A 25,595-nucleotide genomic window follows, 5' to 3' on the forward strand; every position below is an offset into this window, starting at 1 on the left:
TTGAAGTCTGTCGGGTTTTTTATTTGTGTTTTTTTGAAATTTATTGTTTTGGAGTTGCTTGTTTTTCCAACATTTCCAATTCAAAAACAAGTGTTGTATTAGGCGGAATAACGCTGCCGGCACCTCTTTCTCCATACGCCAGATTTGACGGGATGAAGACTACTGCTTTGTCTCCAAAGGACATGTTCTCTAAACCTTCAATAAATCCCGGAATCATACCGTCTTTTTTTCCTGCTTCAAAAGGGAATGCTTGGTATCCGTTTTGTGTGGCTCGGTTTGCATCAAATTTTCCGTAGCTTTTACAAACTTCTTCATAACTGCTGTCAAATAGCGTTCCATCCTCAAAATAACCGGCATAGTGGAAATAAAACGTCGTTCCGTTAGCAGGTTTTACGCCTGTTCCTTTTTGTGTTATTTTGTATGCTAATCCTGTTGGAGTAGTTGTTGCTGTCGCTTTTGTAGTGGCTAAATACGCTTTTTTTGCAGCTATAACTGGACCGTATTTTTCAGTGTATACTTTTTTGGCTTCGGCTTCAATTGCGGCTTGTTTTGCTTTGTTTTCAGCGTTGATTGCATCCTGTTTCTTTTGGTCTTCGGATTTATTGTTGAAATAATCGGAGAACACTTTTGGGGCATCAAATTTTTTGGCTAAAACGCCTTTCCTTATGATGGTAATTTTAGTAATCACATCATTTACAGCAATGGAGTTCACCACATTCATTCCCCCAGTAACATGACCAAAAACAGTATGTTTACCGTCTAACCAAGGTGTTTCTTTATGAGTAATGAAAAACTGGCTTCCATTTGTAGTTGGTCCGGAATTAGCCATAGAAAGCATGCCGGGTTTGTTGTGTTTTAAGTCGGTAATTTCATCCTTGAACGCATAACCAGGTCCACCAGACCCATTTTCAGAAGGATCTCCTCCTTGAATCATAAAGTCTTTAATCACACGGTGAAATTTTAAACCATCAAAGAAAGGTTTTCCTTTTAGTTTTTCATTGGTTACAAAAGTATTTTTACCTTCAGCAAGTGCGATGAAGTTAGCTACGGTTACCGGAGTTTTTTTGTATTCTAATTCAAGAACAATATCTCCTTTGTTTGTGGAAATTGTTGCAAAAATCCCTTCGATTACTGCAGGTGCTTTTACTACTGGTTTCACTGCTGGTTTCACAGCAGCTTTTACTGTTGTCACAGGTTTTTTTACCGGTACAGTTTTCTTTGTAGTTTGAGAATGCACGTTTAACATTCCCACAAATAATAAAAACAGAATTTTAAATTTCATTTTTTAAATATTTAAGGTCTAACTTTTTTAATCGGTTATTGTTGAGGCATTGTTTCCAATAATTCAATTTCGAAAATGATATTGGCACCTGGTGGAATTACGCCTCCGGCTCCAGCTTCACCATATCCTAATCGAGATGGAATAAAAAGTACAGCTTTGTCTCCAAAAGATAATTGCTCTAATCCTTCAATAAAACCAGGAATCATGCCATCTTTTCTTCCGCTTTGGAAAGGGATGGGTTGGTACCCGTTTTGAGCGGCTCTGTTTTCATCGTATTTTCCAAAAGTTTTAGAAACACTTTCAATACTAGCGTCAAATAATTCTCCGTCTTCCAGAAAACCGGCGTAGTGTATGAAAACATTAGTGCCATTTGCAGGTTTTTTACCGCCACCTTTCTTTGTGATTACATATTGCAATCCTGTAGGTGTTTTAGTTACTTTGGCTTTTAAAGTAGCAAAATAAGCGATTTTTTGTTCACGAACTTCTTTGTATTTAGCGTCGTAAATTTTTTTGTTTTCAGCATCAATGGCTGCTTTTTTCTTTTGATTTTCAGATTCTACTGAAAAATAATCGTTGAATGTTTTTACCGCATTAAACTTTTTGGCAGCTTCACCATTTCTGATGATGGTAACTTTAGTGATGTAGTCATTTTGTACAATCTTGTTCACAACATCCATTCCTTTTTCGACAACATGACCAAAAATAGTATGCTTTCCGTCCAACCACGGTGTTGCAATATGCGTGATGAAAAACTGGCTGCTATTTGTTGTAGGTCCGTTGTTGGCCATAGCCAAAACACCAGCTTTGTCAAATCTTAAATCTGAAAACTCGTCTTTAAATTTATAACCGGTATCTCCTGAACCTGTACCTAAAGGATCTCCCGTTTGAATCATGAATTCCGGAATTACTCTGTGAAATTTTAATCCGTCAAAAAATGGTTTGCCTTTAAGTTTTTCATTGGTGACAAATTCATTTTTTCCTTCGGCTAAAGCCACATAGTTGGCAACGGTTATAGGTGCTTTTTCGAAATCTAATTGTACAATTATTTCCCCTTTATTGGTTTCTATTTTAGCATATAAACCATCAGGAAGATTGTTGTGCTCTTCTTTACAAGAGTAAAATGAAGCAATAACTAGGAGTGCGAATAGGATCTTTTTTTTCATTTCTAAATTTAATTTTATTGAGTTATAGTGTCTTTGGGTTTTAGTACGGCTTTGGTTTCTGGTTTGACTGGTGCAGGAATTACTTTTAGTTTGGCTTCACTTTCTTTTTTATACACTGTTTCGGATTTAAAATCACGTAAAGTTACGGTACATATTAAAGGCTGATTGGTGCCAATTTTTTTATCGTCTCCATGATAACCATATCCCATATTTGATGGGAAAAGAAAACTCACTTTTTCGTTTTTGCGCATTAATTTGATACCGTCACGCAATCCCATCATGATGTTTTGTTTGTCAACATAATAGATTTGAGGTCTTAATTCCAATTCAGAATAGATAACAGCACCTTTTAAATCTTTTATTTCATAGTCAAAAAAAGCAACATCACCTTTTTTGGGAGTAAGGGAATCAATTTCATTTTTTGTCACATAAGTATACCAATATCCTTTTTTGGAAGCGATATATTTTACATTGGGATTGCTTTTGATTAAAGCCTCAATTTGAGTTTCTTCGTTGGCAACCAGTTTTTTATTACGCGCGATTGATTTCTTCATAAAGCTTCCAGAAGTCTGTGAAATAGGCTTTCTGGCATCCTGATGCTGTTTGCAGCTTGAAGCGAGTATGGATAAAAAGAACCCAAATGCGATTAACGTACTAAATTTTGACATCTATTATATTTTTAGCGTTGGTACTAAATCTTCAAATTTTCGTATCGTTTCTTCCATAGATACTTCTGATTTTCCACCGGCAGCATTACGATGTCCACCACCATTGAAATGATCTCTGGCAAATTGATTGACATCAAAATCGCCTTGTGAACGAAATGAAATCTTGATGATTTTTTCTTCTTTATTTTCGATAAATATAGCAGTAAAAACGATTCCTTTTATACTTAATCCGTAGTTTACAATTCCTTCGGTATCGCCTTTTACATAATCAAAAGAATTCAGTTCGTCTTGAGTAAGCGTCGTGTATGCAGTTTTGTGCTCCGTTAACACTTTCATGTTTTGAAGCGCTCTTCCCAATAATTGTAAACGTCCAAAAGAGCTGTTGTCAAATAATAAGGTTGGAATCTCCGTATTTTCGACACCTAAATCAATTAATTCTGCAATAATTCGATGGGTTGTTCCTGTTGTTTTTGGAAAACGAAAAGAACCTGAATCAGTAAGAATTCCGGTGTAAATACAAGTTCCTATAGTTTTATCAATGTCTTCTTTTTTTCCAAGAAATAAAATGAAGTTATAAATCATTTCACAAGTAGATCCAAACGAAGTGTCAGAATAGGTGAATGCGGCATAATCATCTGGTTTTTGATGATGATCTATCATGATAAATGGCGCTTTTAACTTGGCTAAAACATGCTCCATTTCGCCGGTTCTGTGCAAAGCATTAAAGTCTAAGGTGAAAATAAGCTCCGCTTCTTCCAGAATTTTAGTACAGTTTTCTTTGTCTTTTTCGTATATTTTTACGGTTTCTGAGCCGGGCATCCACGCCAGAAAATCAGGAAACTCATTGGGGGAAACCACCACAGGATGATGATTGTTTTTTAATAAAAAATGGTACAATCCTAAGGTAGAACCCATGGCATCACCATCAGGACCTCGGTGTGGGATTATGGCAATCTTTTTTGGAGTTGATAATAACAACTGTATCGCTTGAATGTCTTGTATTTTCATAGATTGCGAAATTACATTTTTTTAATGTAATGTTGAAATCATTTATGTAATTAACAAACTTTTACAATGTTATAAAAGCTCCATATTTTTTCTTCTTAATTTTTGATACAAATGGTATTTTGCTCCTTTTACTATTTGGGCATTATAAATTCCTACTGACCCCGAAGAAAAATATGCGATAGCGCAAGCAATACCAATAAAAATCCCGCTTTCTATCCCGAAAAGTTCCATTCCCATAACCGTACAAGCTAGAGGAGTGTGGGTTGCTCCCGAAAAAACTGCTACAAATCCCATTCCTGCTAAAAGTGCAATAGGTAAAGGAACTACAATCGATAAAGCACTTCCCAATGTGGCACCAACGAAAAATAGCGGAGTCACTTCGCCGCCTTTAAATCCTGCTCCGAGCGTGAATCCGGTGAATAGTATTTTTAAAATAAAATCATACGAAGCATTGGGATTAGAAAAAGAATCAACAATCGCCGGGATTCCTAAACCAATGTATTTAGTAGTTCCAATGCCATAAATAGCCAGTGCAAGAATTATTCCGCCAACGAAAGGACGAAGCGGAGGAAAGGTTATGTTTTTTGAAAATAGATGACTCCAAAAATGCGTACTTCGAGAGAATAACATGGCGGCTAAACCAAAAAGAACACTGACTGAAATTATCCAAAATAAGGTTGTAAAACTCATTTCGGGAAGGATTGGAATACTATAATGGGTATGTTTTACGTGCCAAAATTCAACGGTGAAATAAGCGATGTATGCTGTCAAAAAGGATAACGGAATGCTTTTGTAACTGATTTTACTGAAATACAGAACTTCTAAAGCAAACAAGGCTCCAGCCAAAGGTGTTCCAAAAACGGAGGCAAAACCAGCGCTAATTCCCAAAATGATTAATGTCTTTCTGTCGGTATTATCAAGCTTAAAGATTCTTGTAAATTGATCGGCTATAGCGCCACCCATTTGAACTGCTGTTCCTTCACGACCCGCTGAACCTCCAAAAAGATGCGTGATTAAGGTGCCAAAAAGTACTAATGGAGCCATTTTTAGAGGAATTGTTTTTTGAGGATTCTCGTATTCTTCCAGCAATAAATTATTGCCTTTAACTACAGATTTACCCCAATAATAATAGAGCAATCCTATTATGAGACCACCTATTGGCAAAAGCCAAATCATCCAGTTGTTGTGTTCCCTATATTGTGTAACCCAATCCAGTGCCACTAAAAAAAATGCTGATGCCGATCCAGAAAAAATGCCTGTCAATACACAAATGAAAATCCATTTGAGGGTGACAAGCATTATTTTTTTTACGTTTTCTAAATTCATTACCTTAATTGGAGAAGTATTTTTTACAAAAGTATTATAATCCTTCCTGAATTAATGGTTTTTCAGAAGCTATAGCTGTAAATTCGATTTCAACTAAATATTCAGGTGCTACGAGTTGATTGATTCCGTAAAAACCAGTAGTTGGTTTTATATCTTTAAAAAACTTGGCATGAGCAGTGGCAACGGCTTCAAATGTAGAAACGTCAGTGGTAAATATGCGGGTTCGAATAACATCTTTCATGCTTACATTCAGGTCTTCCAGAACTTTTTCTACACGCTCTAAAATGTTCAGTGTTTGCGCATGAGCATCATCAGCTTTTACTTTTTCACCATCAACAATGGCTACCGTTCCTGATACTTCAATGATATTTCCAATGCGTACTGCGCGACAATATCCCATTTTGTCTTCCCATGGAGAACCTGTCAATATGTTTTCTCTTTTCATTTTAATTGTATTTAGGTATTAATTTACATTGTTTAAATGTAATTTTTGGTGTGGCATAATATTTGCAATTTATAAAAAATACTGAAATGAAAAACAGTAATTTTTAATTAAAAACTTCAATTTTTGTTAGGAATTGTTAGAATATTTTAGGTTCTAAAACGCAATAAATTTAAAAATTGAATGTTATAAATGAAAGTTAAATTATAGTATAATTAGTCATTATATATGATTAGTTTTTTATTTTTAAAATTTACAAGCACTGATAAACTAATTTAAAAAAGTTATGAAAAGGATTTTATTTTTAATGATTGCAATAAGTATGTCTTTAAGTGGATATGCTCAGAATGAATTTAGTTCAAAATTTAAACCCATTCCACTCAAAAATAATGCACCAAAAATTAAAAAAGTAACTCCGCCAAAAGCAGAGATTCCTCCTATTAAGACTCCGAATGTATTTAAAAATCCGGAGCTTTTAAATCCGAATCCGAGTCCTTCACTTTCGATTACTCCGACTACTAATTTTTCAATGACCCCGAAAAATGAATTTATTAATCCAGGAGATGTTTACAGGGATAAATTAAACAAAAAGGAAGATAATTCTGAAGGCATTGTATATAGAAAAAATCAAAATTTAGGGAATTTTACAACAAGTTCGCTTACGGCCAAAGTAAGATACAGAGATGCCGCTTATGTTGACGGCGATAAGATTCGTGTGTACTTGAATGATAAAGTCGTTGAATATCAAGTGAATTTGGACAGTAATTTCCAGGGTTTTGAAATAGTTCTGGAAAAAGGATTCAACAAGATAGACTTTGAAGCCTTGAATCAAGGAAGTTCAGGTCCAAATACTGCTGAATTTCAGATTTATGATGACAATGGCGGTTTGATTTCGGCTAGTCAATGGAATCTTGGAACTGGTTTTAAGGCAACTATTATTGTTACAAAAGAATAATTTAGTTGCCGTACGTACTAAAATGGATCAGCAGTAACTTTGAATTTCATATCAGATTTTACCGTGATATCTTGTGTCAAACTTTCTTTGATAACCGCTTTAGTTCTGATTTTGTAAGAAGAAGCTTTGATGTATTTGTCTAATTTTTGCGTGGTACACGTTAGATTCAGAACGTTTGAAGTCGAATTGATTTCATCTAAATAAGCCAATTCTATTTCGTCATTTGCATCTGTAGAGATGTATAAATGAATCGATTTTAGAAAACTGAATGACTTATTGCTAGGGTCTGTGATGGTCAATTTTAACTCACTTAATTTTACATCTTTTACTAATTCAGCTTTGGTATTGTTATTTTCAAAAGTAGAACTGGAGTTTGTAGTAACATCTGGAGTGATTACATTAAAAGCTGTACCAAGAGGAAATCCACTTTCAATTTTAAAAGTTGTTTGGTTGTCTATTGTAAAAGTCAATAAATCATCAATTACATTACACGAAGTAATTAAAACTATTACTGTTACTATTGATAAATAAATTTTTGTTCTCATTTAAATGTTGTTTTATTTTAAATTAATTTTTTAGAATCTGTTAGTTCACTTACGAAAATTGTAGAGTATAGGTTTTTTTAACGCTATTTGATTTGATTTTAGAGCAATAATCGAAGTGTTACAAATAAAAAGAATATTTTTCAAAAATCAATTTTTCAATTCAAAATATAAAAAGTATTTTTGCGCATGCAACACAACGTACTTATTTTAGATTTCGGATCGCAATATACACAGCTTATTGCGCGTAGAGTTCGCGAATTAAATATATTCTGCGAAATCTTCCCTTACAATCATTTTCCGAGTGATTTATCATCTTATAAAGCAGTAATTCTTGGAGGAAGCCCTTTTTCTGTTAGAGGAGAAGACGCGCCACATCCAGATTTATCTCAAATTAGAGGAAAACTACCTTTATTAGCCGTTTGTTACGGAGCACAATACTTATCGCATTTTAGTGGTGGTGAAGTAGCGGCTTCAAACACTAGGGAATATGGTAGAGCTAATTTGTCTTTTATAAAAGAGAATGAAGTTTTCTTTGAAGGTGTTTCAGAGAATAGCCAAGTTTGGATGAGCCATAGTGATAGTATTAAGGCATTACCAACTGATGGAGTGAAAATCGCAAGCACACATGATGTGGAATTTGCAGCGTATAGAATTGAAGGGGAAACTACTTATGCAATTCAATACCACCCTGAAGTTTTTCATTCTACAGATGGATCAAAAATGCTGGAAAACTTTTTAGTAAAAATTGCTGAAGTTCCTCAAAATTTTACTCCAAATGCTTTTGTTGAAGAAATGGTGGCAGAATTAAAAGAAAAATTACAAGACGATAAAGTAGTTCTTGGTCTTTCTGGTGGAGTAGATTCTACAGTAGCGGCAGTTTTATTGCATCAAGCTATTGGGAAAAACCTATACTGTGTTTTTGTAAACAATGGTTTGCTTCGTAAAAACGAATTCCAAAACGTATTAGACCAATACAAAGGAATGGGTTTAAACGTAAAAGGAGTCGATGCTGGAGATCGTTTTTTATCTGAATTAGCAGGTGTAAGTGACCCGGAAACCAAACGTAAAATTATTGGACGTGTATTTATCGAAGTTTTCGATGATGAATCACACCTTATAGAAGATGTAAAATGGTTAGCACAAGGAACAATTTATCCTGACGTTATTGAATCAGTTTCGGTAAAAGGACCTTCGGCTACTATTAAATCACACCATAATGTAGGAGGTTTGCCTGATTACATGAAATTAAAAATTGTGGAACCTTTGCGTATGCTTTTCAAAGATGAAGTGCGTAGAGTAGGGGCTTCATTAGGAATTGATCCAGAATTATTAGGAAGACACCCTTTCCCAGGACCAGGATTGTCCATTAGAATTCTAGGAGATATCACACCAGAAAAAGTGCAAATTTTGCAAGATGTAGATAAAGTTTTTATCGACGGATTGAAATCTTGGGGATTGTACGATAAAGTATGGCAGGCAGGAGCAATTTTGCTTCCCGTTAACAGCGTAGGTGTAATGGGCGATGAGCGTACTTATGAAAAAGTGATTGCGCTTCGTGCAGTAGAATCTACTGATGGTATGACTGCTGATTGGGTGCATTTACCGTATGATTTCTTGATGAAAGTATCTAATGATATTATTAATAAAGTAAAAGGAGTAAATAGAGTGGTGTATGACATTAGTTCAAAACCGCCAGCAACTATTGAGTGGGAATAATAATTTAGATTTTAATCTAATTTTTTGAACATCATTATTTTTAATGTTCTCTATAAAACGGTATCAGATTTTTGGAATAAAATTTGATACCGTTCCGTTATTAATGATTGAATAATTTTATAAATAAAAATGATGAAATATTTTTTTGCGATTTGTATAACGGCTTTGTTTTTTAATAACAGTGTTTTTTCACAGGAGAAAACTACTACACATAAAGTAGAGAAAGGAGAGACAATCAGTCAGATTGCAATAAAGTACAACGTTACTCCGTATGATATTTACCAATTAAATCCAGATGCACTAAGTGGTTTAAAACCCAATAGTGTTTTGCTGATTCCAAAAAGCAGCGGGAAACAAAAAGCAGCGGTTCAAGCTAAGGCTAATGCGAAAGCGATTACCCATGAAGTGGCACCAAAAGAGACTTTGTATGGTATCGAAAAAAAATATGGTGTTTCGGATGAAGCCTTAAAACAAGCAAATCCTTTTTTGGAAAAAGATGGATTGCAAATAGGGCAAACCCTTACAATACCCTCGGGCATTGGACAAAAAAATACTACTTCAGTACAAGCAAAAGTTGTATATCATGATGTTCTTCCAAAAGAAACTAAATATTCTATTGCGAAGAAATATGGCATTACCATTGAAGAATTGGAGAGAAAAAATCCTGAAATAGTTTCAAATTTACCTGTTGGTTATAAATTAATTATCAAAGGGAATCCCAAAACTTCGGGACCAAAATTAGATAAAACTGCAACAGTGGTTGAATCCAAAAAAGAAATTATAAAAGCGATTCCTGAAAAAGTTTCTACCGCAGTCAATTATTTGAATTATGTGGTAAAACCAAAAGAAACACTTTATAGTTTGTCGAAAATGGCAGGAATGAGCCAGGAAGAATTAATCGCCCTTAATCCCGCTTTGTCTCAAGGTGTTGTGGAAGGTATGGTTTTGAAATTTCCGGCAACTATTAGTATTCCGCAGGATACCAAAAAGGAATACGCTGTAATCTCAAAGAAAAGTAACAGCAGAAAAAAACTAGTATTGCTTTTGCCTTTTAATATTTCAAAAATTGAAGGTGATACTGTCAATTCGACTGCAATGCGCTTGAAAAAAGACAAGTTCTTGAACATGACTTTAGATTTTTATGCGGGAGCTTTAGTGGCGATTGATTCGGCCAAACAATTGGGACTTGCAATTGATGTGAGTATATTTGATTCTCAGGAAACTAAAAATACTTCTAATATTGCTGCAATTATTAAAGAAAATAATCTGGAAAATTCCGATGCTATCATTGGGCCTTTCTATCAAAATAATGTTGAAAAAACAGCTGAATTATTAAATGTAAATCAAGTGCCGGTGATTTCACCTTTATCAAAAGACACGGCTCTTTCGTTTAGCAATATGTTTCAAACGGTTCCTACCGCTACAGCCGTTAAAAATGCGATGTTCGATTTTATGAGATCAAAAAACGGGAATATTGTAGCGGTAGTTGATAAGAAAAAAGAATCGGTTATACAGTTTATTAAAGAGAATCATAAAGATGTAAAATTTTCGGCCCTTAATGCAAATGGTGGTGTGTCTGCTGAAAATTTAAAAAGTTTATTTGTGAAAGATAAAATAAACTATGTGGTGATGGAAACCGGAAATACGGGAATGATAAAATCGACCATTGCGGCTATGTTAAGTGCTATGGCTACTTATAAAGTGCAATTGGTTATTTTGGAGCCAAATGAAACGTTAGATACAGACGAAATTAGTTTTGTGAATTTAACAAAATTGAAATTAATGTATCCTTCTGTTACCCGTGAAAACGAATCTCCCGAAGCTTTAGTTTTCGAAAAAGAGTTCAAAAAGAAAAATAAAATTTACCCTAGTACATTTGCTACAAGAGGTTTTGATATTACTTTTGATACTATGATGCGATTGTCACAAGACAAGAAATATCAAGAAACGATTGATAATACTGCTACGGAGCAAGTAGATAATAAGTTCGAATTTTACAAAAAAGAAGACGGTGGCTACATTAATAAGGGAGTGTATATCCTATATTATGACACTGATTTAACTATAAAAGAAGCAAACTAATGACGTCAATAGTAACTTATTTAGGGGATTTAAGAACCTCTTCCATTCATATACAATCAGGAATTGAAATTATTTCGGATGCTCCTTTAGACAATAATGGGAAAGGCGAGGCTTTTTCTCCAACGGATACTGTAGCCAACGCTTTGGCAAGTTGTATGATGACGGTTATGGGGATAAAAGCACGTGATTTAGAAGTTGATTTGAAAGGGTCAACTGCTGAAGTTACTAAAATCATGAATGGGGAACCAAGACGCATCGGTGCAATCGAAATTACATTTGAAATGTATGGAGAAGCGGATCAAAAGAATAAAATCATCCTTGAAAGAGTCGCCATGACGTGTCCTGTTTTTCTGAGTTTAAATGCTGAAATCGAAAAACGTATTATTTTTAACTGGAAATAAAGTAGAGCATAGAAAAAAGAGATAAGAAGTAAGCTGTTAAATAAAGCGCACTTCTTGTTTCTTTTTCTTTTTTTTCTTCAAAAAAATGGATCAAAACCAAAAACAACTCATCAAACTTGCTCATACTAAAATGCCTTTTGGTAAATACGAAGGAAAGTATCTTATTGACTTGCCTGAATATTATGTGGTTTGGTATAGCAATAAAGGATTTCCGAAAGGGGAGCTAGGGCAGCAGCTTCAATTGATATATGAGCTAAAATTGAACGGATTAGAGGAATTGATACGAAATATTAAAAAAAGATACCAGAAACCGTAGTTTAGACAGCTTAGATTTTTAGACTTTTTAGATTTTGAGAGAATTAGATTGTTAGACTTTTAAATCTAAAAGAGTCTGAAAATCTAACAATCTAATATTCTAATAATCCAATTAAATTTGTACTTTTGCCAAGTTTTTTACACAACTACAATACAAACAACAACAGAATGAATCAAACGAAATATATTTTTGTTACAGGCGGTGTGACTTCTTCTTTAGGAAAAGGAATTATTGCAGCATCTTTGGCAAAATTGTTACAAGCAAGAGGATACAGAACAACAATTCAAAAATTTGATCCTTATCTTAATGTTGATCCGGGGACTTTGAACCCTTATGAGCATGGAGAATGTTATGTAACAGATGATGGTGCAGAAACCGATTTAGATTTAGGACACTACGAGCGTTTTTTGAACGTTCCAACCTCTCAGGCAAATAATGTTACTACTGGTAGAATTTATCTTTCGGTAATAGAAAAAGAACGTAGAGGAGAATTTCTAGGGAAAACGGTTCAGGTTGTACCTCATATTACCAACGAAATTAAAGAAAGAATGCAATTGCTAGGTAATTCTGGCGATTATGATATTGTAATTACCGAAATTGGTGGTACAGTAGGAGATATAGAATCATTACCTTATATAGAATCCGTTCGTCAATTGGTTTGGGACTTGGGCGAGAATAATGCTATCGTAATTCACCTTACTTTAGTACCATATTTGGCTGCAGCAGGAGAATTGAAAACAAAACCGACACAACATTCCGTTAAAACATTGATGGAAAGTGGTATCAAAGCGGATATATTAGTTTGTAGAACAGAGCATGAACTTTCGGATGAGATTCGCAATAAATTGGCCTTATTCTGTAATGTAAAAAGAGAAGCTGTTATTCAATCTATTGATGCTTCGACTATTTATGAAGTGCCAAATTTAATGCTGGAAGAAGGACTTGATGTGGTAGCATTAAAGAAATTAGATTTGCCTAAAAAAGCGGCTCCGGATTTGAAAAACTGGAATACTTTTTTGCGCAGATTGAAACATCCAAAGCATACTGTAAACATCGGTTTGATTGGGAAATATGTAGAAATGCAAGATTGTTACAAATCTATTTTGGAAGCATTTATTCATTCAGGTGCAACAAATGAAACCAAAGTAAATGTGATTTCTATTCATTCAGAACACATTGACGCAACAAATATAAACGAGAAATTAGCCGGTTTAGACGGAATTCTTGTAGCTCCTGGTTTTGGAGAAAGAGGAATCGAAGGAAAAATCGAAGCAGTTCGTTATGCCCGTGAAAATAAAGTGCCGTTTTTCGGAATTTGTTTGGGTATGCAAATGGCAATTATCGAATATTCAAGAAATATTGTAGGATATGCTGATGCAAATTCTACTGAAATGAATGAGCATACTTCACATCCGGTTGTAAACCTTATGGAAGAACAAAAAACGATTACTGATAAGGGAGGAACAATGCGTCTTGGTGCATGGAAATGTGATATCAAACAAGATTCATTGGCATACAAAATTTACGGAAAAGAGACTATTTCGGAACGTCACCGTCACCGTTATGAGTACAACAGTAATTATGTAGCGCAATTGCAAAATGCAGGATTAATTGCCTCGGGTGTGAATCCAGATACAGGATTGGTTGAAATTATAGAAATAGAAAATCATCCATTTTTCATTGGGGTACAATACCATCCGGAATACAAAAGTACGGTAGCGAATCCGCATCCTATTTTTGTAAATTTTGTAGCAGCAGCGGTTCAGGCAAAGAAAAAATAACTGGAAATGATTTGGTTCCAATAAACGGTACACTTTAAACTTTTAAACTTTTTTTAATTATAATGGAACAAAAAAAATTTGATCTCAATTCGATTATAGGTTTTGCATTAATTTTTGGTATTTTGGTTTGGATTATGTATCAAAATCAACCAGATCCTAAAGTGGTTGCAGCTGAGAAAGCCCAAAAAGAGCTTGTAACTAAGCAGGCTAAAGCCAAAGAATTAGAGGCAAAAACTGTTGCAAAAGCTACTATTGCCGTTGCAGCAACCGGAGACTCTACACAATTAGCCCAACTGCAAAAAACGTTAGGGAATTTTGCTTATTCTGCGACGCTTCCTTCAGCTACAGCTGGTTTTACAACTATTGAAAACGAATTGGTTACATTGAAAATTGCCAATAAAGGAGGATATATTGTTGAAGCTACTTTGAAAAAGTTTGAAAAATTCAAGAAAGGTTCCGGACAATTAGTTGAGTTGATAAAAAACAATAATGCCAATTTAAATGTACAATTGCTAACCAGTGATAACCGTACATTAAATTCTAAAGACTTGTATTTTGAGCCTACTTTGACAAAAGTTGGAGCAGATCAAGTATTGTCGATGAAGTTAAAAGCGGGAGCTAATGAATTCTTGGAATACAAATACATATTGAAGCCAAACGATTACATGATTGGTTTTGATATTCGTTCACAAGGGTTGAACAAAGTTCTAAATACAGCTAAACCGTTGGATTTAGAATGGAGCTTGAAAACCTATAGAAATGAGAAAAGTGTATCTTACGAAAACCGTTATACTGAAATTTATTTTGAACATAAAGAAGGAAAAGTTGATTACGCAGGTTTAGGTCAATCAGAAGAATCAGATCTTGAAAAAGCAACTTTTGTGGCTTTTAAACAGCACTTTTTCTCAACAATACTTTTGACAAAAACTCCTTTCGAAACTGCTAAAGTGAAGTCTGATAACTTGGTTATTGATGATAAAGTAGATACTACTTTTACGAAACAATTTAAAGCAAATATCCCATTAGCTTTTGAAAATGGAGAATTAGATCATAAAATGAGTTGGTATTTTGGTCCAACAGATTACAAGACTTTAAACCATTATGATAAAAATTTAGAAAAAATTATTTCATTAGGTTGGGGTATTTTCGGATGGATCAATAAATTTATCTTTATTCCATTATTCGGATTTTTAAGTTCTTACATCGCATATGGAATTGCTATTATTATTTTTACAATTTTAATAAAATTAGCAATGTCGCCTATTACGTTCAAATCATTCTTGTCACAAGCCAAGATGAAAGTATTGCGACCTGAAATTACAGAATTGGGAGAAAAATTCAAAAAAGACCCAATGAAGAAACAGCAGGAAACTATGAAATTGTATAATAAAGCGGGTGTGAATCCTATGGCAGGATGTATTCCAGCCTTGATTCAGCTTCCTTTTATGTATGCTTCGTTTCAGTTTTTCCCATCGGCTTTTGAGTTAAGACAAAAAAGCTTCCTTTGGGCGGATGATTTATCGTCTTTTGATGAAGTAATACGTTTGCCTTTCTATATTCCTTTTTACGGAAACCACATCAGTTTGTTTCCAGTGCTGGCCTCGATTGCTATTTTCTTCTATATGAAAATGACTTCTGGCGATCAACAAATGGCGGCTCCGCAACAAGAAGGAATGCCAGATATGGCGAAGATGATGAAAATCATGATTTATGTATCGCCAATAATGATGTTGTTTTTCTTCAATAGTTATGGTGCGGGATTGAGTTTGTATAACTTTATTTCGAATCTAATTACCATTGGAATTATGATTGTCATCAAACGATACTTTATCGATAGTGATAAGATTCATGCTCAAATTCAAGAAAACAAATTGAAAGAGCCTAAAAAACAAGGTAAGTTCCAGAAAAAATTGCAAGAAGTTATGGAACAAGCTGAAGCTCAAAAAGCACAACAGAAGAAAAAATAATTCATAAAAAAGCTCTCAGTAATGAGAGCTTTTTTTGTTATAAAATTAGAGGACTGGTAATAATACTTTGTCAATGGCATGAATAACTCCATTTGAGCATTGTACATCAGTTATGATAATATTTGAAATTCTGTTGTTAGCATCTTTGATTTTTGCGCCACCAGTAAGTTGAATGGTAAATGTTTGAGCCGGAGTTAGAATTGGAGTTACAACTTGTCCTTCGGTTAAACTGGCTGCTAAAACATTTGCAGGGCTTGCCACATGGTATTGTAAAACTTTTGTCAAGTTTGCCGCTGAAACGCCTGCAATTCCTCCTGGAGCTAGTTCAGTATTTAATGCAGTAAAAGCAGCATTTGTAGGAGCAAAAACGGTAAAAGGACCAGTGCCTGATAATGTAGTTATAAAATTTGGTTGACCTGATCGATTTAGAACACTAACTAAAGTACTAAAATTTGCATTTGCCGCAGCATGAGTTACAATTGTAGGTAAGTCGATAACTTTATCAACAATGTGGATTACACCATTTGAAGCCATTATATCAGCGGTTGTAACCGTTGCATTTCCGTTTAATTTTACTCCTGAAGATGTGTTGATGTACATGCTCAATGTGTTAGTGGTTGATGCGGAACCCTTAGCTAAAGTTTTTATGTAGCCAGTAGTTAAATCAGTAGATTTCACAGCACCAGTAACAACATGATTTAATAAAATTTGAGTCAAAGCTTCTTTTGGTACATCATTTATTGTTGCATAAGGAGTTGTTGCAAGAAAAGTTGCAAATGCCTCGTTAGTAGGTGCAAAAACTGTAAACGGACCAGATCCTTGCAAAGTTGTTGCTAATTCGGCTTTTACTAAAGCTTGAACCAAAATGCTTAAATTTTCAGTACCAGATGCTTTTCCTGTTATTGTGTTGTCTGCAACCACATTTTCACTATCGTTGTCACACGATACTGCTAAGATTGAAAATAATGCAATCAAAGCTAAATTTCTAATTTTAGATACATTTTTCATAGTGTTTATTGTTTATTTGTTTCTTCGAAATTAATAAATTGATTTATCATTTTGTTTAATAATTTTGTAAAAATGATAAACAGAATTAAAATTTATTATTTTTTTTAGGTTTGTTTAATTTATATTTTATTAGTAATAAATAATTCATAATATACTGATAATGATATCCGTATGTATTTGTTGGGTTTTTTGATCTACTATTGAAAAAAATAATAATAAGATGCTTAAACATTTTAAAAAATGATTCATTATAAGCTTTCGTGGTGTTAAATCAACGATATTATTAAACAGACAGTTTGAATCTATAATTCTGAATTGTCAATCACCTTTGCAACGACTCAAAAGAATAGAGTAGTATATTTGTGAAATAGTAGAGCAAGGAATAACTGTAATTAGTAAGTTGCCTAAAATAAAAAAGTAAATTATCAGTTTTATGATAATACGTAAACACTAAGAAATAATGAGAACATATAAAATTAGTTTTTTTACACTTTTGATGTTGGTTTTTTTTAGCCAAAATATTGTATCACAAACAGATTTCAATAAGTTAGATGAAAAAGGTAAAAAACACGGAGTATGGAAAGGGTTTTATGAGGAATCAAAAAGACCCAGATATGAAGGCACTTTCGAGCATGGAAAAGAAATTGGTGTTTTTAATTTTTACGATGATACCAAAGCTAAATCCATAATTGCCACAAGGGAATTTAATGCAAAAGACAATTCTGCGTATACCATTTTCTATGACCAGAATAAGAATAAAGTAAGCGAAGGAAAAGTGGTTAATAAATTATTTGAAGGACAATGGAAGTATTATCATCAAGCTTCAAAAAATATTATGACAACAGAGCATTACGTAAATGGAAAGTTGGAAGGTTTGCGTACCGTTTTTTATCTCAGTGGAAAAATAGCAGAAGAAATAAGTTATAAAAACAATTTGAAGAATGGTTTTTATAAAAAATATACTGAAAAAGGAATTTTATTGGAAGAATCAATGTTTAAAAATAACATTTACAGTGGTTTAGCAATTTTTAGCGATACAAATGGGAATGTAGTTTCTAAAGGGCAGTTTGTAAATGGTAAAAAATCAGGGATTTGGCAGTTTTTTGAAAAAGGGAAATTGCTAAAAGAAACGAATATGAGTTTTCCTGAAAATGCAACAAAATCCAAAAACAATTAACGTTGTACTTAACAAATACTGTTGTAAATCTTTTGTAACTTTGCATCCTTGTAAAATTATAATTTTTTGAAGATGAAGCGTGTTGTTGTAGGACTTTCTGGAGGTGTAGATTCAAGTGTTGCTGCTTATTTATTGCAACAACAAGGGTATGAAGTCATAGGTCTTTTTATGAAAAATTGGCATGATGATTCGGTTACTATTTCTAATGAATGTCCGTGGCTTGAAGACAGTAACGATGCTTTATTAGTTGCTGAAAAGTTAGGAATTCCTTTCCAAACTGTTGATTTAAGTGAAGAATACAAAGAGAAAATCGTGGACTATATGTTCAACGAATATGAAAAAGGGCGTACTCCAAATCCCGATGTGCTTTGTAACCGCGAAATAAAATTTGATGTTTTCATGAAAATTGCTTTGAGTCTTGGTGCCGATTATGTGGCTACTGGACATTACTGCCAGAAAAGTGAAATCGAAGTAAATGGTGAAACGGTTTATCAACTTAAAGCGGGTGCCGATACCAACAAAGATCAATCGTATTTTTTATGTCAATTATCTCAAGAGCAATTGGCAAAATCATTATTTCCTATCGGAGAATTGACAAAACCAGAAGTTCGTGAGATAGCGGCTCAAATGGATTTGATAACTGCCGAAAAGAAAGATTCACAAGGATTATGCTTTATTGGAAAAGTGCGTTTGCCAGAGTTTTTACAACAAAAATTGCAACCAAAAGACGGAGTTATAATTCAAATTGATAAAAACGATCCTGTTTACAGTTTTGAAAAAGAAGCCGAATTAGCTTTAGAAGATAGTTTGATGTCTGATGCACGAAAAATTCCGTACACTCCAGACATGGGTAAAGTAGTTGGGAAACATCAAGGTGCTCATTATTTCACCATTGGACAGCGTAAAGGATTAAATGTTGGGGGGACAACAGATCCATTGTTTATTATTGCCACTAATGTGGAAACCAATACTATTTATACCGGATTGACCAGCCAACATCCCGGATTATTCAAGAAAGCGTTGTTTGTAGAAAAAGCCGAAGTACATTGGATTCGTAAAGATTTGGCTTTAGCCAATGGAGAAACTATGGATGTTATGGCGAGAATCCGATACAGACAACCTTTGCAAAAAGCTACCTTACATCAATTTGAAAACGGAATGTACGTTGCCTTTGATGAACCACAATCTTCAGTAACAGAAGGACAATTTGCAGCCTGGTATTTAGGAGAAGAATTAGTTGGTTCGGGAGTAATTTCTTAGTTTAGTACTTTATTTATAAAAAGGTCTAAAAACAAATGTTTTTCTGGGATTAAAAATCTTGAAAATCAATAATAATGATTCAATCCTAGCGATAGTTGAAGTTTTTAGGACTAAAAAAAATAAAGTTACTATGAAAAAAACCTACATATTTCTTTTTTTACTGATTACTTCAGCTGGTTTTTCACAACAAGACGCTTGGGTATATTTTAATGCAAAGCCCAATTCTCAATTTTATTTAGATACACCTTTGGAAATGCTTACTCAAAGAGCATTAGATAGAAGAACCAATCAGAGTATTGCTTTAGACTTTAAAGATATTCCAGTTGAGGAATCCTATATTGATCAAGTGAAATTAGCTATTGGAATTACTGTCATGGCAAAATCCAAATGGATGAATGCAGTCCACGTTCGTGGATCACAAGCTAATATAAATTCATTGGCCTTGCTTTCTTTTGTCAGCAAAGTTGATTTTGCGGATAAATCACTGAATCAAACTGCAAAAATAGCGAAGCTTTCAAAAATAAAGAAGGTAAATAAAATTAAGAAAACCAAAATTGAATATGCTTATGGTTCTTCATCGAATCAAATCCAGATGCTTAACGGACAACAATTACACCAACAAAATTATACGGGTTCTGGTAAAATAATAGCCGTTTTAGATGGTGGATTTCCAGGAGTCAATACAGCTCAGCCTTTTCAAAGATTAAGAGCTAATAACCAGATTTTGGGAGGTTATAATTTTGTATTAAGAAATCCGAATTTTTATACTGGAGCTTCACACGGAACTTCGGTACTTTCGACAATGGGCGGTTACAAAGAAAATTCGTTAGTGGGAACGGCACCAGACGCATCTTATTATTTATTCATCACAGAAAATGATACGTCAGAAAATCCTGTCGAAGAATCGCTTTGGGTTGAAGCAGCAGAAAGAGCGGATAGTTTAGGAGTAGATATTATCAATACTTCTTTGGGGTATTTTGATTACGATAATGATGCGTATAGTCATACGTATAGTGAAATAAATGGTACAACTGCATTCATCTCCCGTGGGGCTGAAATTGCATTTAGCAGAGGTATGGTTATAGTGACATCGGCTGGTAATTCAGGCGGAACATCAGATCCACATATTGCGACTCCTGCCGATGCTGTTTCAGTAATTGCCGTAGGCGCAGTAAACTCTTCGGAAGTATTGACTTCGTTCAGTTCAGTAGGTCCTTCGTTTGACCAAAGAATAAAGCCGGATGTCATGGCCCAAGGACAAGCAGCAATAGTCTCAGATGCTGCAGGAAACATCGTGACTGCTAATGGAACTTCTTTTTCAAGTCCCATAATGGCAGGAATGATTGCTTGTTTGTGGCAGGCATTTCCTCAAAAAACAAATCGGGAAATTAGAGAATTAGTATTAAAATCAGCAGATAAATTCTCTGCCCCCAATAATCAATATGGATTTGGAATTCCTGATTTTGCGTTGGCTGTGAGTAACCAGTTGGATTTAGAATCTTTTTCTAAAGATGATTTTGTACTCTATCCCAATCCTGCCAGTGACACTGTTTCGGTTTCTTTACCTGCAAAATTTGATAGGGGAATAGTATTTATTTATTCCATTTTGGGTCAAAAAGTTTTAGAACAAAAAATCACGCCTGAAGCATCTATTATTTCATTGAAATCTCTGAATGAAGGAGTGTATCTTTATAAAATGGAATCAGATGGTTTTTCTAAAACAGGAAAAATAATTAAAAAATTATAGCATTAATACTACATGAACAAAATCACAGACCTTTTTAAGATTAAATATCCAATTATTCAAGGAGGAATGATATGGAATAGTGGTTATAAATTAGCAAGTGCAGTGAGTAATGCCGGAGGTTTAGGATTGATTGGAGCAGGTTCCATGTATCCTGAAGTTTTACGCGAGCACATTCAAAAATGTAAAAAGGCGACTTCAAAACCTTTTGGAGTAAACGTTCCGATGTTGTATCCCAATATCGAAGAAATCATGAAAATCATCGTGGATGAAGGGGTGAAAATCGTTTTCACATCGGCTGGGAATCCAAAAACATGGACTCCTTACTTGAAAGAAAATGGCATAACTGTTGTACATGTGGTTAGCAGTTCTGTTTTTGCAATAAAAGCACAAGATGCCGGTGTTGATGCTATTGTTGCCGAAGGTTTTGAAGCCGGCGGACATAATGGTAGAGAAGAAACAACTACGCTTACGCTGATTCCAATGGTGAAAGAAAAGATCACTATTCCGTTAATTGCCGCTGGTGGTATTGCAACCGGTCGTGGTATGCTTGCAACGATGGTTTTGGGAGCTGACGGAGTTCAGGTAGGAAGTAGATTTGCGGCATCGTTAGAATCATCTGCACATGAGAATTTTAAGGAAACGATTATAAATGTTAAAGAGGGCGATACACAACTAACTTTGAAAGAACTCGCTCCTGTTCGATTGATTAAGAATAAATTTTATCAGGATGTTCAGCAATTGTATGAAAAATGTCCAACCAAAGAAGAATTAATAGATTTGCTGGGAAGAGCAAGGGCAAAACGTGGTATGTTTGAAGGCGATTTAATCGAAGGAGAATTAGAGATTGGACAAATAGCAGGATTGATTCATGATATAAAACCAGCCGCAACAATCATTCAGGAAATGATAGCCGATTTTGAAACAGCCAGAAAAGAAATAGTTAATTTTGATTTTTAATTTATAAGGAATGATAAAGACAAAAATATATATAGTATTACTTTTTTTAGTGATGGGGTTACAGCATTCCTTTGGCCAAAATTATAAGTTTAAAACTTCGGGTTTTAGCGTTTTAGAAAAAACAGAAAAAGGAAAATGGGGGAAGTGGTCTGATCTAGATTTAGTCAATATTTTAGTCACATTGGATACCGATAAAAATAGAATAGTAGTTTATTCCCAAATCATTCAACTATTTGAAATCATAGATTATCAACCTATCGAAGAGAATGATACTGATATTGTTTATTCTTTTACCTGTAAGGATAATGAAGGATTAGATTGTACCGTTTCTATAATCACCAGAAAAAAACAGGATAATAGGAAGCAATTGTATATCAATTATGAAGATCGGATTATTGTGTATAATATCTTTAATATGTGATGATTTGGATAAAAAAAATGCTTCAATTGGAACAGTTAAATTGTTCAAATTGAAGCATTTTTTTTAAAATATTAATTTCTATAGAGTTTGTAATTTAAAGTTTTTCAATATCTTTTATAAATTCATCGTACTCTAAATAAAATAGTTCCAGAGCATTCATTTTTTCATTATAAAAGTCAAATATTTCATCCCAATAGTTACGATTACTCACACCCACACCTAGTTTTTCAACCCAAATTCTACTGATGGTTTTGCCACTTTCCAGTGTATAGTCTTTTTCGAAAATCAAGTCTTTGATGAATTCTTCTTCGAGAATGTTTTTTAAAGCTTCCAATTTTTCAAAATAAGCAATTCTTTTTTCATCACTTCGATGTTCAATATCGATTAAAACTTGAGCTTTTTTATTGTCCACATAAAATTTAAAAGAAAAATCCTTGATTTTAGTATCGTATAATACCCATTTTCTAGGATATTTCTCTGCGAATGCAATCCAGAATTCTCGCTTTAATCTTTGTGTTTCTTCTTTGCTGTACATTTGTAATGACTTTTTGGTTATAGAAAAACTTGCGCAATTGTATTTTCTAAACTATATTTATATGCTGTTTTATATGCAAAAATAGACTTTGATTATGGATTTTCAAGAATTTTTACGGTATGTTCCTAAATTAATTGAAGCAAGACTTCCAGCTTTTGACGCACATGTAAAAATGGCGCCTTTAGAGCGATTAGAAAGCTTGAAAAACAGCAATATTGAAGATAAAAAGCCCAGAATAGCAGCTGTAATGATGCTTTTTTATCCTAAAAATGACACGACACATTTGGTGTTAATCGTCCGGAATTCTTATAAAGGAGTTCATTCGGCACAAATTGCATTTCCAGGAGGTAAATACGAACTGGAAGATGATAGTTTTGCTGAAACGGCACTTCGGGAAACGCATGAAGAGGTGGGAATTCATCCGGATAAAATTGAAATTCTTAAACCATTTACAGAATTATATATTCCACCAAGTAACTTTATGGTACATCCTTTTTTGGGTATCAGTAAAGAAGAATTGGTGTTTGTACCACAACCTTCGGAAGTGGCTAATATTATAGAATTGCCTTTGTCGGTTTTCTTAGACGATGCGCTTGTAGTGGATACAAATTTGTCAACTTCCTACGCTGATAACATCAGTATTCCGGCTTTCAAAATTGAGGAACATATTGTTTGGGGTGCTACAGCAATGATGTTGAGTGAGTTAAAAGAGGTTTTAAAAGAGGTTCTCGGGTAAGTAAATGAAATTTTACAGTTAGAAAAGGGCCAATTAATTGGTTGTAATTTTCAAATAGTTCTGTTGAATTCAGCAACCAACTTCAAATATAAATTTCGTAAGTTTGTAATCCAAATTCACAAAAAAATACACAATTTTATGGGATTGTTGAAGAGAAATCCTTTCGGACACATATTATTTATAAAAAAATGGCTGATCCGAATCTTTGGAGCCATGACGCATAGACGGTATAGAGGATTTAATGAATTACAGATTGAAGGTTCAGAAATTATTAGAAATTTACCGGACAACAACGTACTTTTTATTTCCAACCATCAAACGTATTTTGCGGATGTCGTTGCTATGTTTCATGTTTTTAATGCGAGTTTGAGCGGACGTGATGATAGCATTAAAAATGTTTGCTATCTGTGGCAACCTAAAATGAATATTTATTACGTTGCGGCCAAAGAAACCATGCAGGCAGGTTTGTTACCAAGGATTTTATCTTATGTAGGCGCAATAACTGTTGAAAGAACTTGGCGTGCAAAAGGTGTTGATGTAACCGAAAAACGAGACGTAAACCCTAACGATACTGAAAATATTAAAATTGCGCTAGCCGATGGCTGGGTAATCACTTTTCCGCAAGGAACTACAAAATCTTTCAAACCGGTTCGTAAAGGGACAGCACATATTATTAAACAACACAGGCCTATCGTGGTGCCTATTGTTATAGATGGGTTTCGTCGTTCGTTTGACAAAAAAGGATTTCGCATGAAGAAAAAAGGAATTCTGCAGTCTTTTATTATCAAAGAACCTCTGGATATTGATTATGATAATGATACAATCGAAGAAATTGTTGAAAAAGTAGAATATGCAATCGAGCAACATCCTTCATTCCTAAAAGTTATTCCTGCTGAAGAAATTAAAGAACAGGAAGAATTGAATCGATTGCGTAAATGGGAATATTAATAATACAAAAAAAGAGGCAATTGCCTCTTTTTTTATAAATCTATCTTTTTCAATTCTGCGTAATTTCTATTCAGTTTTTTTAGTAAAATTCCATAAATCAATTGATAAAATAGCCATACTATGCCAACTAAAATAAGTATAAAAATAAGCATAACAATACAAGTGAAAAATATTCTAGCTCCATCATCATTGTTCGTTGCGAATTTAATTTGGATCTCATTGGATAATAATATTACAGCAACAAAAAACACTATAAATAAATTATATCCTATATAATATCGAACTGTTTTTCGAGTATTTAAAATACATTCCATTAGTTTTTTAGTATTTGAAGTGACTGATATAGAACGATAATTCTTATAGAATAAATACATAAAGAATAGCGCTACACCATAACTTAAATAATCTAAAACAGTAATAAAAATTTCAATTGTTCCAGATTTACTCATTTTGTCATCAGGAAGTAAAAAACTTAAAGAGTTTAATACTACAAACTCAATAATACTAATAATAAAAATCCATTTCACAATCGAAGATGATTTTTTATGGATCATTTTATAAATCTCGATTTCCGATACTTGCTCAAAAGAATTATCACTCTTCTGCCAGTCTTTTTTTAATAAATCCAACTCTTTCATACGCCTAATGGATTTAATATTTTTTTTAATTTCCCTTTAATTCTATTCATTTTCACCCTTGCATTTACTTCACTAATTCCCAATGTTTCTGATATTTCCTGATAATCTTTGTCTTCAAGATACATAAATATCAATGCTTTTTCAATGTCATTTAATTGGTAAACAGCTTTGTACATTAATTTTAATTGTTCTTCCTCCTCATAGTCATATTCAACATCATTCAGGAAATGTTGCCGTCCTTCAAATTCTATAGTGTTTATGGATCTTTTTGTTTTTCGGTACAAAGTAATCGCTGTATTCAGCGCGACTCGATAGGCCCAAGTAGAAAATTTACTGTCGCCCCTAAATTTTGGAAAAGCCTTCCATAACTGAATCGTAATTTCTTGGAACAAATCCTTATGTGCATCATCGCCATTAGTATACAACCTACAAATCTTGTGGATTATATTCTGATTTTCCTGCAACTGCTTTACAAAAGAATGTTCTAGATTATCACTCATATATACGTTAGTAAGC

General features: G+C 33.8%; 25 protein-coding genes. 14 read left to right on the forward strand and 11 right to left on the reverse strand.

What is annotated here, in order from left to right; all coding sequences use genetic code 11:
* Positions 1–40 precede the first annotated feature (40 nt).
* The 6 genes from QLS97_RS06415 to QLS97_RS06440 all read right to left on the reverse strand — a co-directional run bounded on the left by QLS97_RS06415 (position 41) and on the right by QLS97_RS06440 (position 5,892).
* Positions 41–1,282 carry a peptidylprolyl isomerase gene (locus QLS97_RS06415; protein ID WP_282715123.1) on the reverse strand — a complete coding sequence of 414 codons (1,242 nt, stop codon included), beginning with the start codon at positions 1,280–1,282 and terminating at the stop codon, positions 41–43.
* A 35-nt stretch (positions 1,283–1,317) separates the two neighbouring features.
* On the reverse strand, positions 1,318–2,445 hold the full coding sequence (locus tag QLS97_RS06420) for a peptidylprolyl isomerase (protein WP_282715125.1): 1,128 nt from the start codon (positions 2,443–2,445) through the stop codon (positions 1,318–1,320).
* 14 nt (positions 2,446–2,459) lie between these two features.
* Positions 2,460–3,113 carry a gliding motility-associated peptidyl-prolyl isomerase GldI gene (gene gldI, locus QLS97_RS06425; RefSeq protein WP_282715127.1) on the reverse strand — a complete coding sequence of 218 codons (654 nt, stop codon included), beginning with the start codon at positions 3,111–3,113 and terminating at the stop codon, positions 2,460–2,462.
* Between the two features lie 3 nt (positions 3,114–3,116).
* Complete coding sequence (locus QLS97_RS06430; RefSeq protein WP_282715128.1) at positions 3,117–4,121, reverse strand: DHH family phosphoesterase; 1,005 nt, start codon at positions 4,119–4,121, stop codon at positions 3,117–3,119.
* Positions 4,122–4,190: 69 nt separating this feature from the next.
* The gene (locus QLS97_RS06435) at positions 4,191–5,420 is read right to left on the reverse strand and encodes a voltage-gated chloride channel family protein (protein ID WP_428831773.1); all 1,230 of its coding nucleotides are present in this window, start codon (positions 5,418–5,420) and stop codon (positions 4,191–4,193) included.
* A gap of 61 nt (positions 5,421–5,481) precedes the next feature.
* The gene (locus QLS97_RS06440; protein ID WP_099714710.1) at positions 5,482–5,892 is read right to left on the reverse strand and encodes a RidA family protein; all 411 of its coding nucleotides are present in this window, start codon (positions 5,890–5,892) and stop codon (positions 5,482–5,484) included.
* 283 nt (positions 5,893–6,175) lie between these two features.
* Between QLS97_RS06440 and QLS97_RS06445 the strand changes: the two genes are divergently transcribed.
* Positions 6,176–6,844 carry a hypothetical protein gene (locus QLS97_RS06445; protein WP_282715131.1) on the forward strand — a complete coding sequence of 223 codons (669 nt, stop codon included), beginning with the start codon at positions 6,176–6,178 and terminating at the stop codon, positions 6,842–6,844.
* 17 nt (positions 6,845–6,861) lie between these two features.
* Here the strand turns inward: QLS97_RS06445 and QLS97_RS06450 are convergent, their stop codons facing one another.
* On the reverse strand, positions 6,862–7,389 hold the full coding sequence (locus QLS97_RS06450) for a hypothetical protein (protein ID WP_282715133.1): 528 nt from the start codon (positions 7,387–7,389) through the stop codon (positions 6,862–6,864).
* 186 nt (positions 7,390–7,575) lie between these two features.
* On the opposite strand from QLS97_RS06450, the gene guaA reads away from it, so the two are divergent.
* The 6 genes from guaA (at position 7,576) to yidC (ending at position 15,652) form a co-directional block, all read left to right on the forward strand.
* Positions 7,576–9,105 (forward strand): glutamine-hydrolyzing GMP synthase, encoded by a 1,530-nt coding sequence (gene guaA, locus QLS97_RS06455; protein WP_282715135.1) that lies wholly within the window; start codon positions 7,576–7,578, stop codon positions 9,103–9,105.
* A 129-nt stretch (positions 9,106–9,234) separates the two neighbouring features.
* Positions 9,235–11,187 (forward strand): PBP1 and LysM peptidoglycan-binding domain-containing protein, encoded by a 1,953-nt coding sequence (locus QLS97_RS06460; protein WP_345956937.1) that lies wholly within the window; start codon positions 9,235–9,237, stop codon positions 11,185–11,187.
* The gene (locus QLS97_RS06465; protein ID WP_282715136.1) at positions 11,187–11,588 is read left to right on the forward strand and encodes an OsmC family protein; all 402 of its coding nucleotides are present in this window, start codon (positions 11,187–11,189) and stop codon (positions 11,586–11,588) included. Before QLS97_RS06460 ends, QLS97_RS06465 begins: the two co-directional genes overlap by 1 nt.
* An 85-nt stretch (positions 11,589–11,673) precedes the next feature.
* Positions 11,674–11,904: a DUF3820 family protein gene (locus QLS97_RS06470; RefSeq protein WP_282715137.1), complete on the forward strand. Its 231-nt coding sequence runs from the start codon at positions 11,674–11,676 to the stop codon at positions 11,902–11,904.
* 167 nt (positions 11,905–12,071) lie between these two features.
* Positions 12,072–13,685 (forward strand): CTP synthase, encoded by a 1,614-nt coding sequence (pyrG, locus tag QLS97_RS06475; protein ID WP_282715139.1) that lies wholly within the window; start codon positions 12,072–12,074, stop codon positions 13,683–13,685.
* Positions 13,686–13,747: 62 nt separating this feature from the next.
* Positions 13,748–15,652: a membrane protein insertase YidC gene (gene yidC / locus QLS97_RS06480; RefSeq protein ID WP_282715141.1), complete on the forward strand. Its 1,905-nt coding sequence runs from the start codon at positions 13,748–13,750 to the stop codon at positions 15,650–15,652.
* A 45-nt stretch (positions 15,653–15,697) separates the two neighbouring features.
* Here yidC and QLS97_RS06485 read toward each other — a convergent pair whose 3' ends face one another.
* Entirely contained in the window at positions 15,698–16,660 is a 963-nt protein-coding gene (locus QLS97_RS06485) for a fasciclin domain-containing protein (protein WP_282715142.1), read from the reverse strand.
* A gap of 460 nt (positions 16,661–17,120) precedes the next feature.
* On the opposite strand from QLS97_RS06485, the gene QLS97_RS06490 reads away from it, so the two are divergent.
* The 5 genes from QLS97_RS06490 (at position 17,121) to QLS97_RS06510 (ending at position 22,222) form a co-directional block, all read left to right on the forward strand.
* Positions 17,121–17,837, forward strand: coding sequence for a toxin-antitoxin system YwqK family antitoxin (locus tag QLS97_RS06490; RefSeq protein ID WP_282715144.1), 717 nt, complete (start codon positions 17,121–17,123; stop codon positions 17,835–17,837).
* Between the two features lie 72 nt (positions 17,838–17,909).
* The gene (gene mnmA, locus QLS97_RS06495; protein WP_282715146.1) at positions 17,910–19,097 is read left to right on the forward strand and encodes a tRNA 2-thiouridine(34) synthase MnmA; all 1,188 of its coding nucleotides are present in this window, start codon (positions 17,910–17,912) and stop codon (positions 19,095–19,097) included.
* Positions 19,098–19,227: 130 nt separating this feature from the next.
* A complete protein-coding gene (locus QLS97_RS06500) occupies positions 19,228–20,844 on the forward strand; it encodes a S8 family peptidase (protein ID WP_282715148.1) in 1,617 nt (538 codons plus the stop codon).
* A 12-nt stretch (positions 20,845–20,856) separates the two neighbouring features.
* Complete coding sequence (locus QLS97_RS06505) at positions 20,857–21,801, forward strand: NAD(P)H-dependent flavin oxidoreductase (protein ID WP_282715150.1); 945 nt, start codon at positions 20,857–20,859, stop codon at positions 21,799–21,801.
* A gap of 10 nt (positions 21,802–21,811) precedes the next feature.
* A complete protein-coding gene (locus QLS97_RS06510) occupies positions 21,812–22,222 on the forward strand; it encodes a hypothetical protein (protein WP_282715152.1) in 411 nt (136 codons plus the stop codon).
* A gap of 94 nt (positions 22,223–22,316) precedes the next feature.
* On the opposite strand, the gene QLS97_RS06515 is transcribed toward QLS97_RS06510, so the two are convergent.
* A complete protein-coding gene (locus QLS97_RS06515) occupies positions 22,317–22,757 on the reverse strand; it encodes a DUF4268 domain-containing protein (RefSeq protein ID WP_282715154.1) in 441 nt (146 codons plus the stop codon).
* A 94-nt stretch (positions 22,758–22,851) separates the two neighbouring features.
* Here QLS97_RS06515 and QLS97_RS06520 point away from each other — a divergent pair, with 94 nt between their 5' ends.
* Positions 22,852–23,493 (forward strand): NUDIX hydrolase, encoded by a 642-nt coding sequence (locus tag QLS97_RS06520; protein WP_282715156.1) that lies wholly within the window; start codon positions 22,852–22,854, stop codon positions 23,491–23,493.
* A gap of 138 nt (positions 23,494–23,631) precedes the next feature.
* The gene (locus QLS97_RS06525; protein ID WP_131916906.1) at positions 23,632–24,441 is read left to right on the forward strand and encodes a lysophospholipid acyltransferase family protein; all 810 of its coding nucleotides are present in this window, start codon (positions 23,632–23,634) and stop codon (positions 24,439–24,441) included.
* 32 nt (positions 24,442–24,473) lie between these two features.
* Here QLS97_RS06525 and QLS97_RS06530 read toward each other — a convergent pair whose 3' ends face one another.
* Together QLS97_RS06530 and QLS97_RS06535 are read right to left on the reverse strand one after the other, a co-directional pair.
* Positions 24,474–25,079 carry a hypothetical protein gene (locus QLS97_RS06530; protein WP_282715160.1) on the reverse strand — a complete coding sequence of 202 codons (606 nt, stop codon included), beginning with the start codon at positions 25,077–25,079 and terminating at the stop codon, positions 24,474–24,476.
* Entirely contained in the window at positions 25,076–25,579 is a 504-nt protein-coding gene (locus QLS97_RS06535) for an RNA polymerase sigma factor (protein ID WP_099714727.1), read from the reverse strand. The genes QLS97_RS06530 and QLS97_RS06535 overlap by 4 nt, the downstream gene beginning before the upstream one ends.
* Positions 25,580–25,595: the final 16 nt, after the last annotated feature.

The sequence above is a fragment of the Flavobacterium yafengii genome (assembly GCF_030010375.1).
GTDB lineage: Bacteria > Bacteroidota > Bacteroidia > Flavobacteriales > Flavobacteriaceae > Flavobacterium > Flavobacterium yafengii.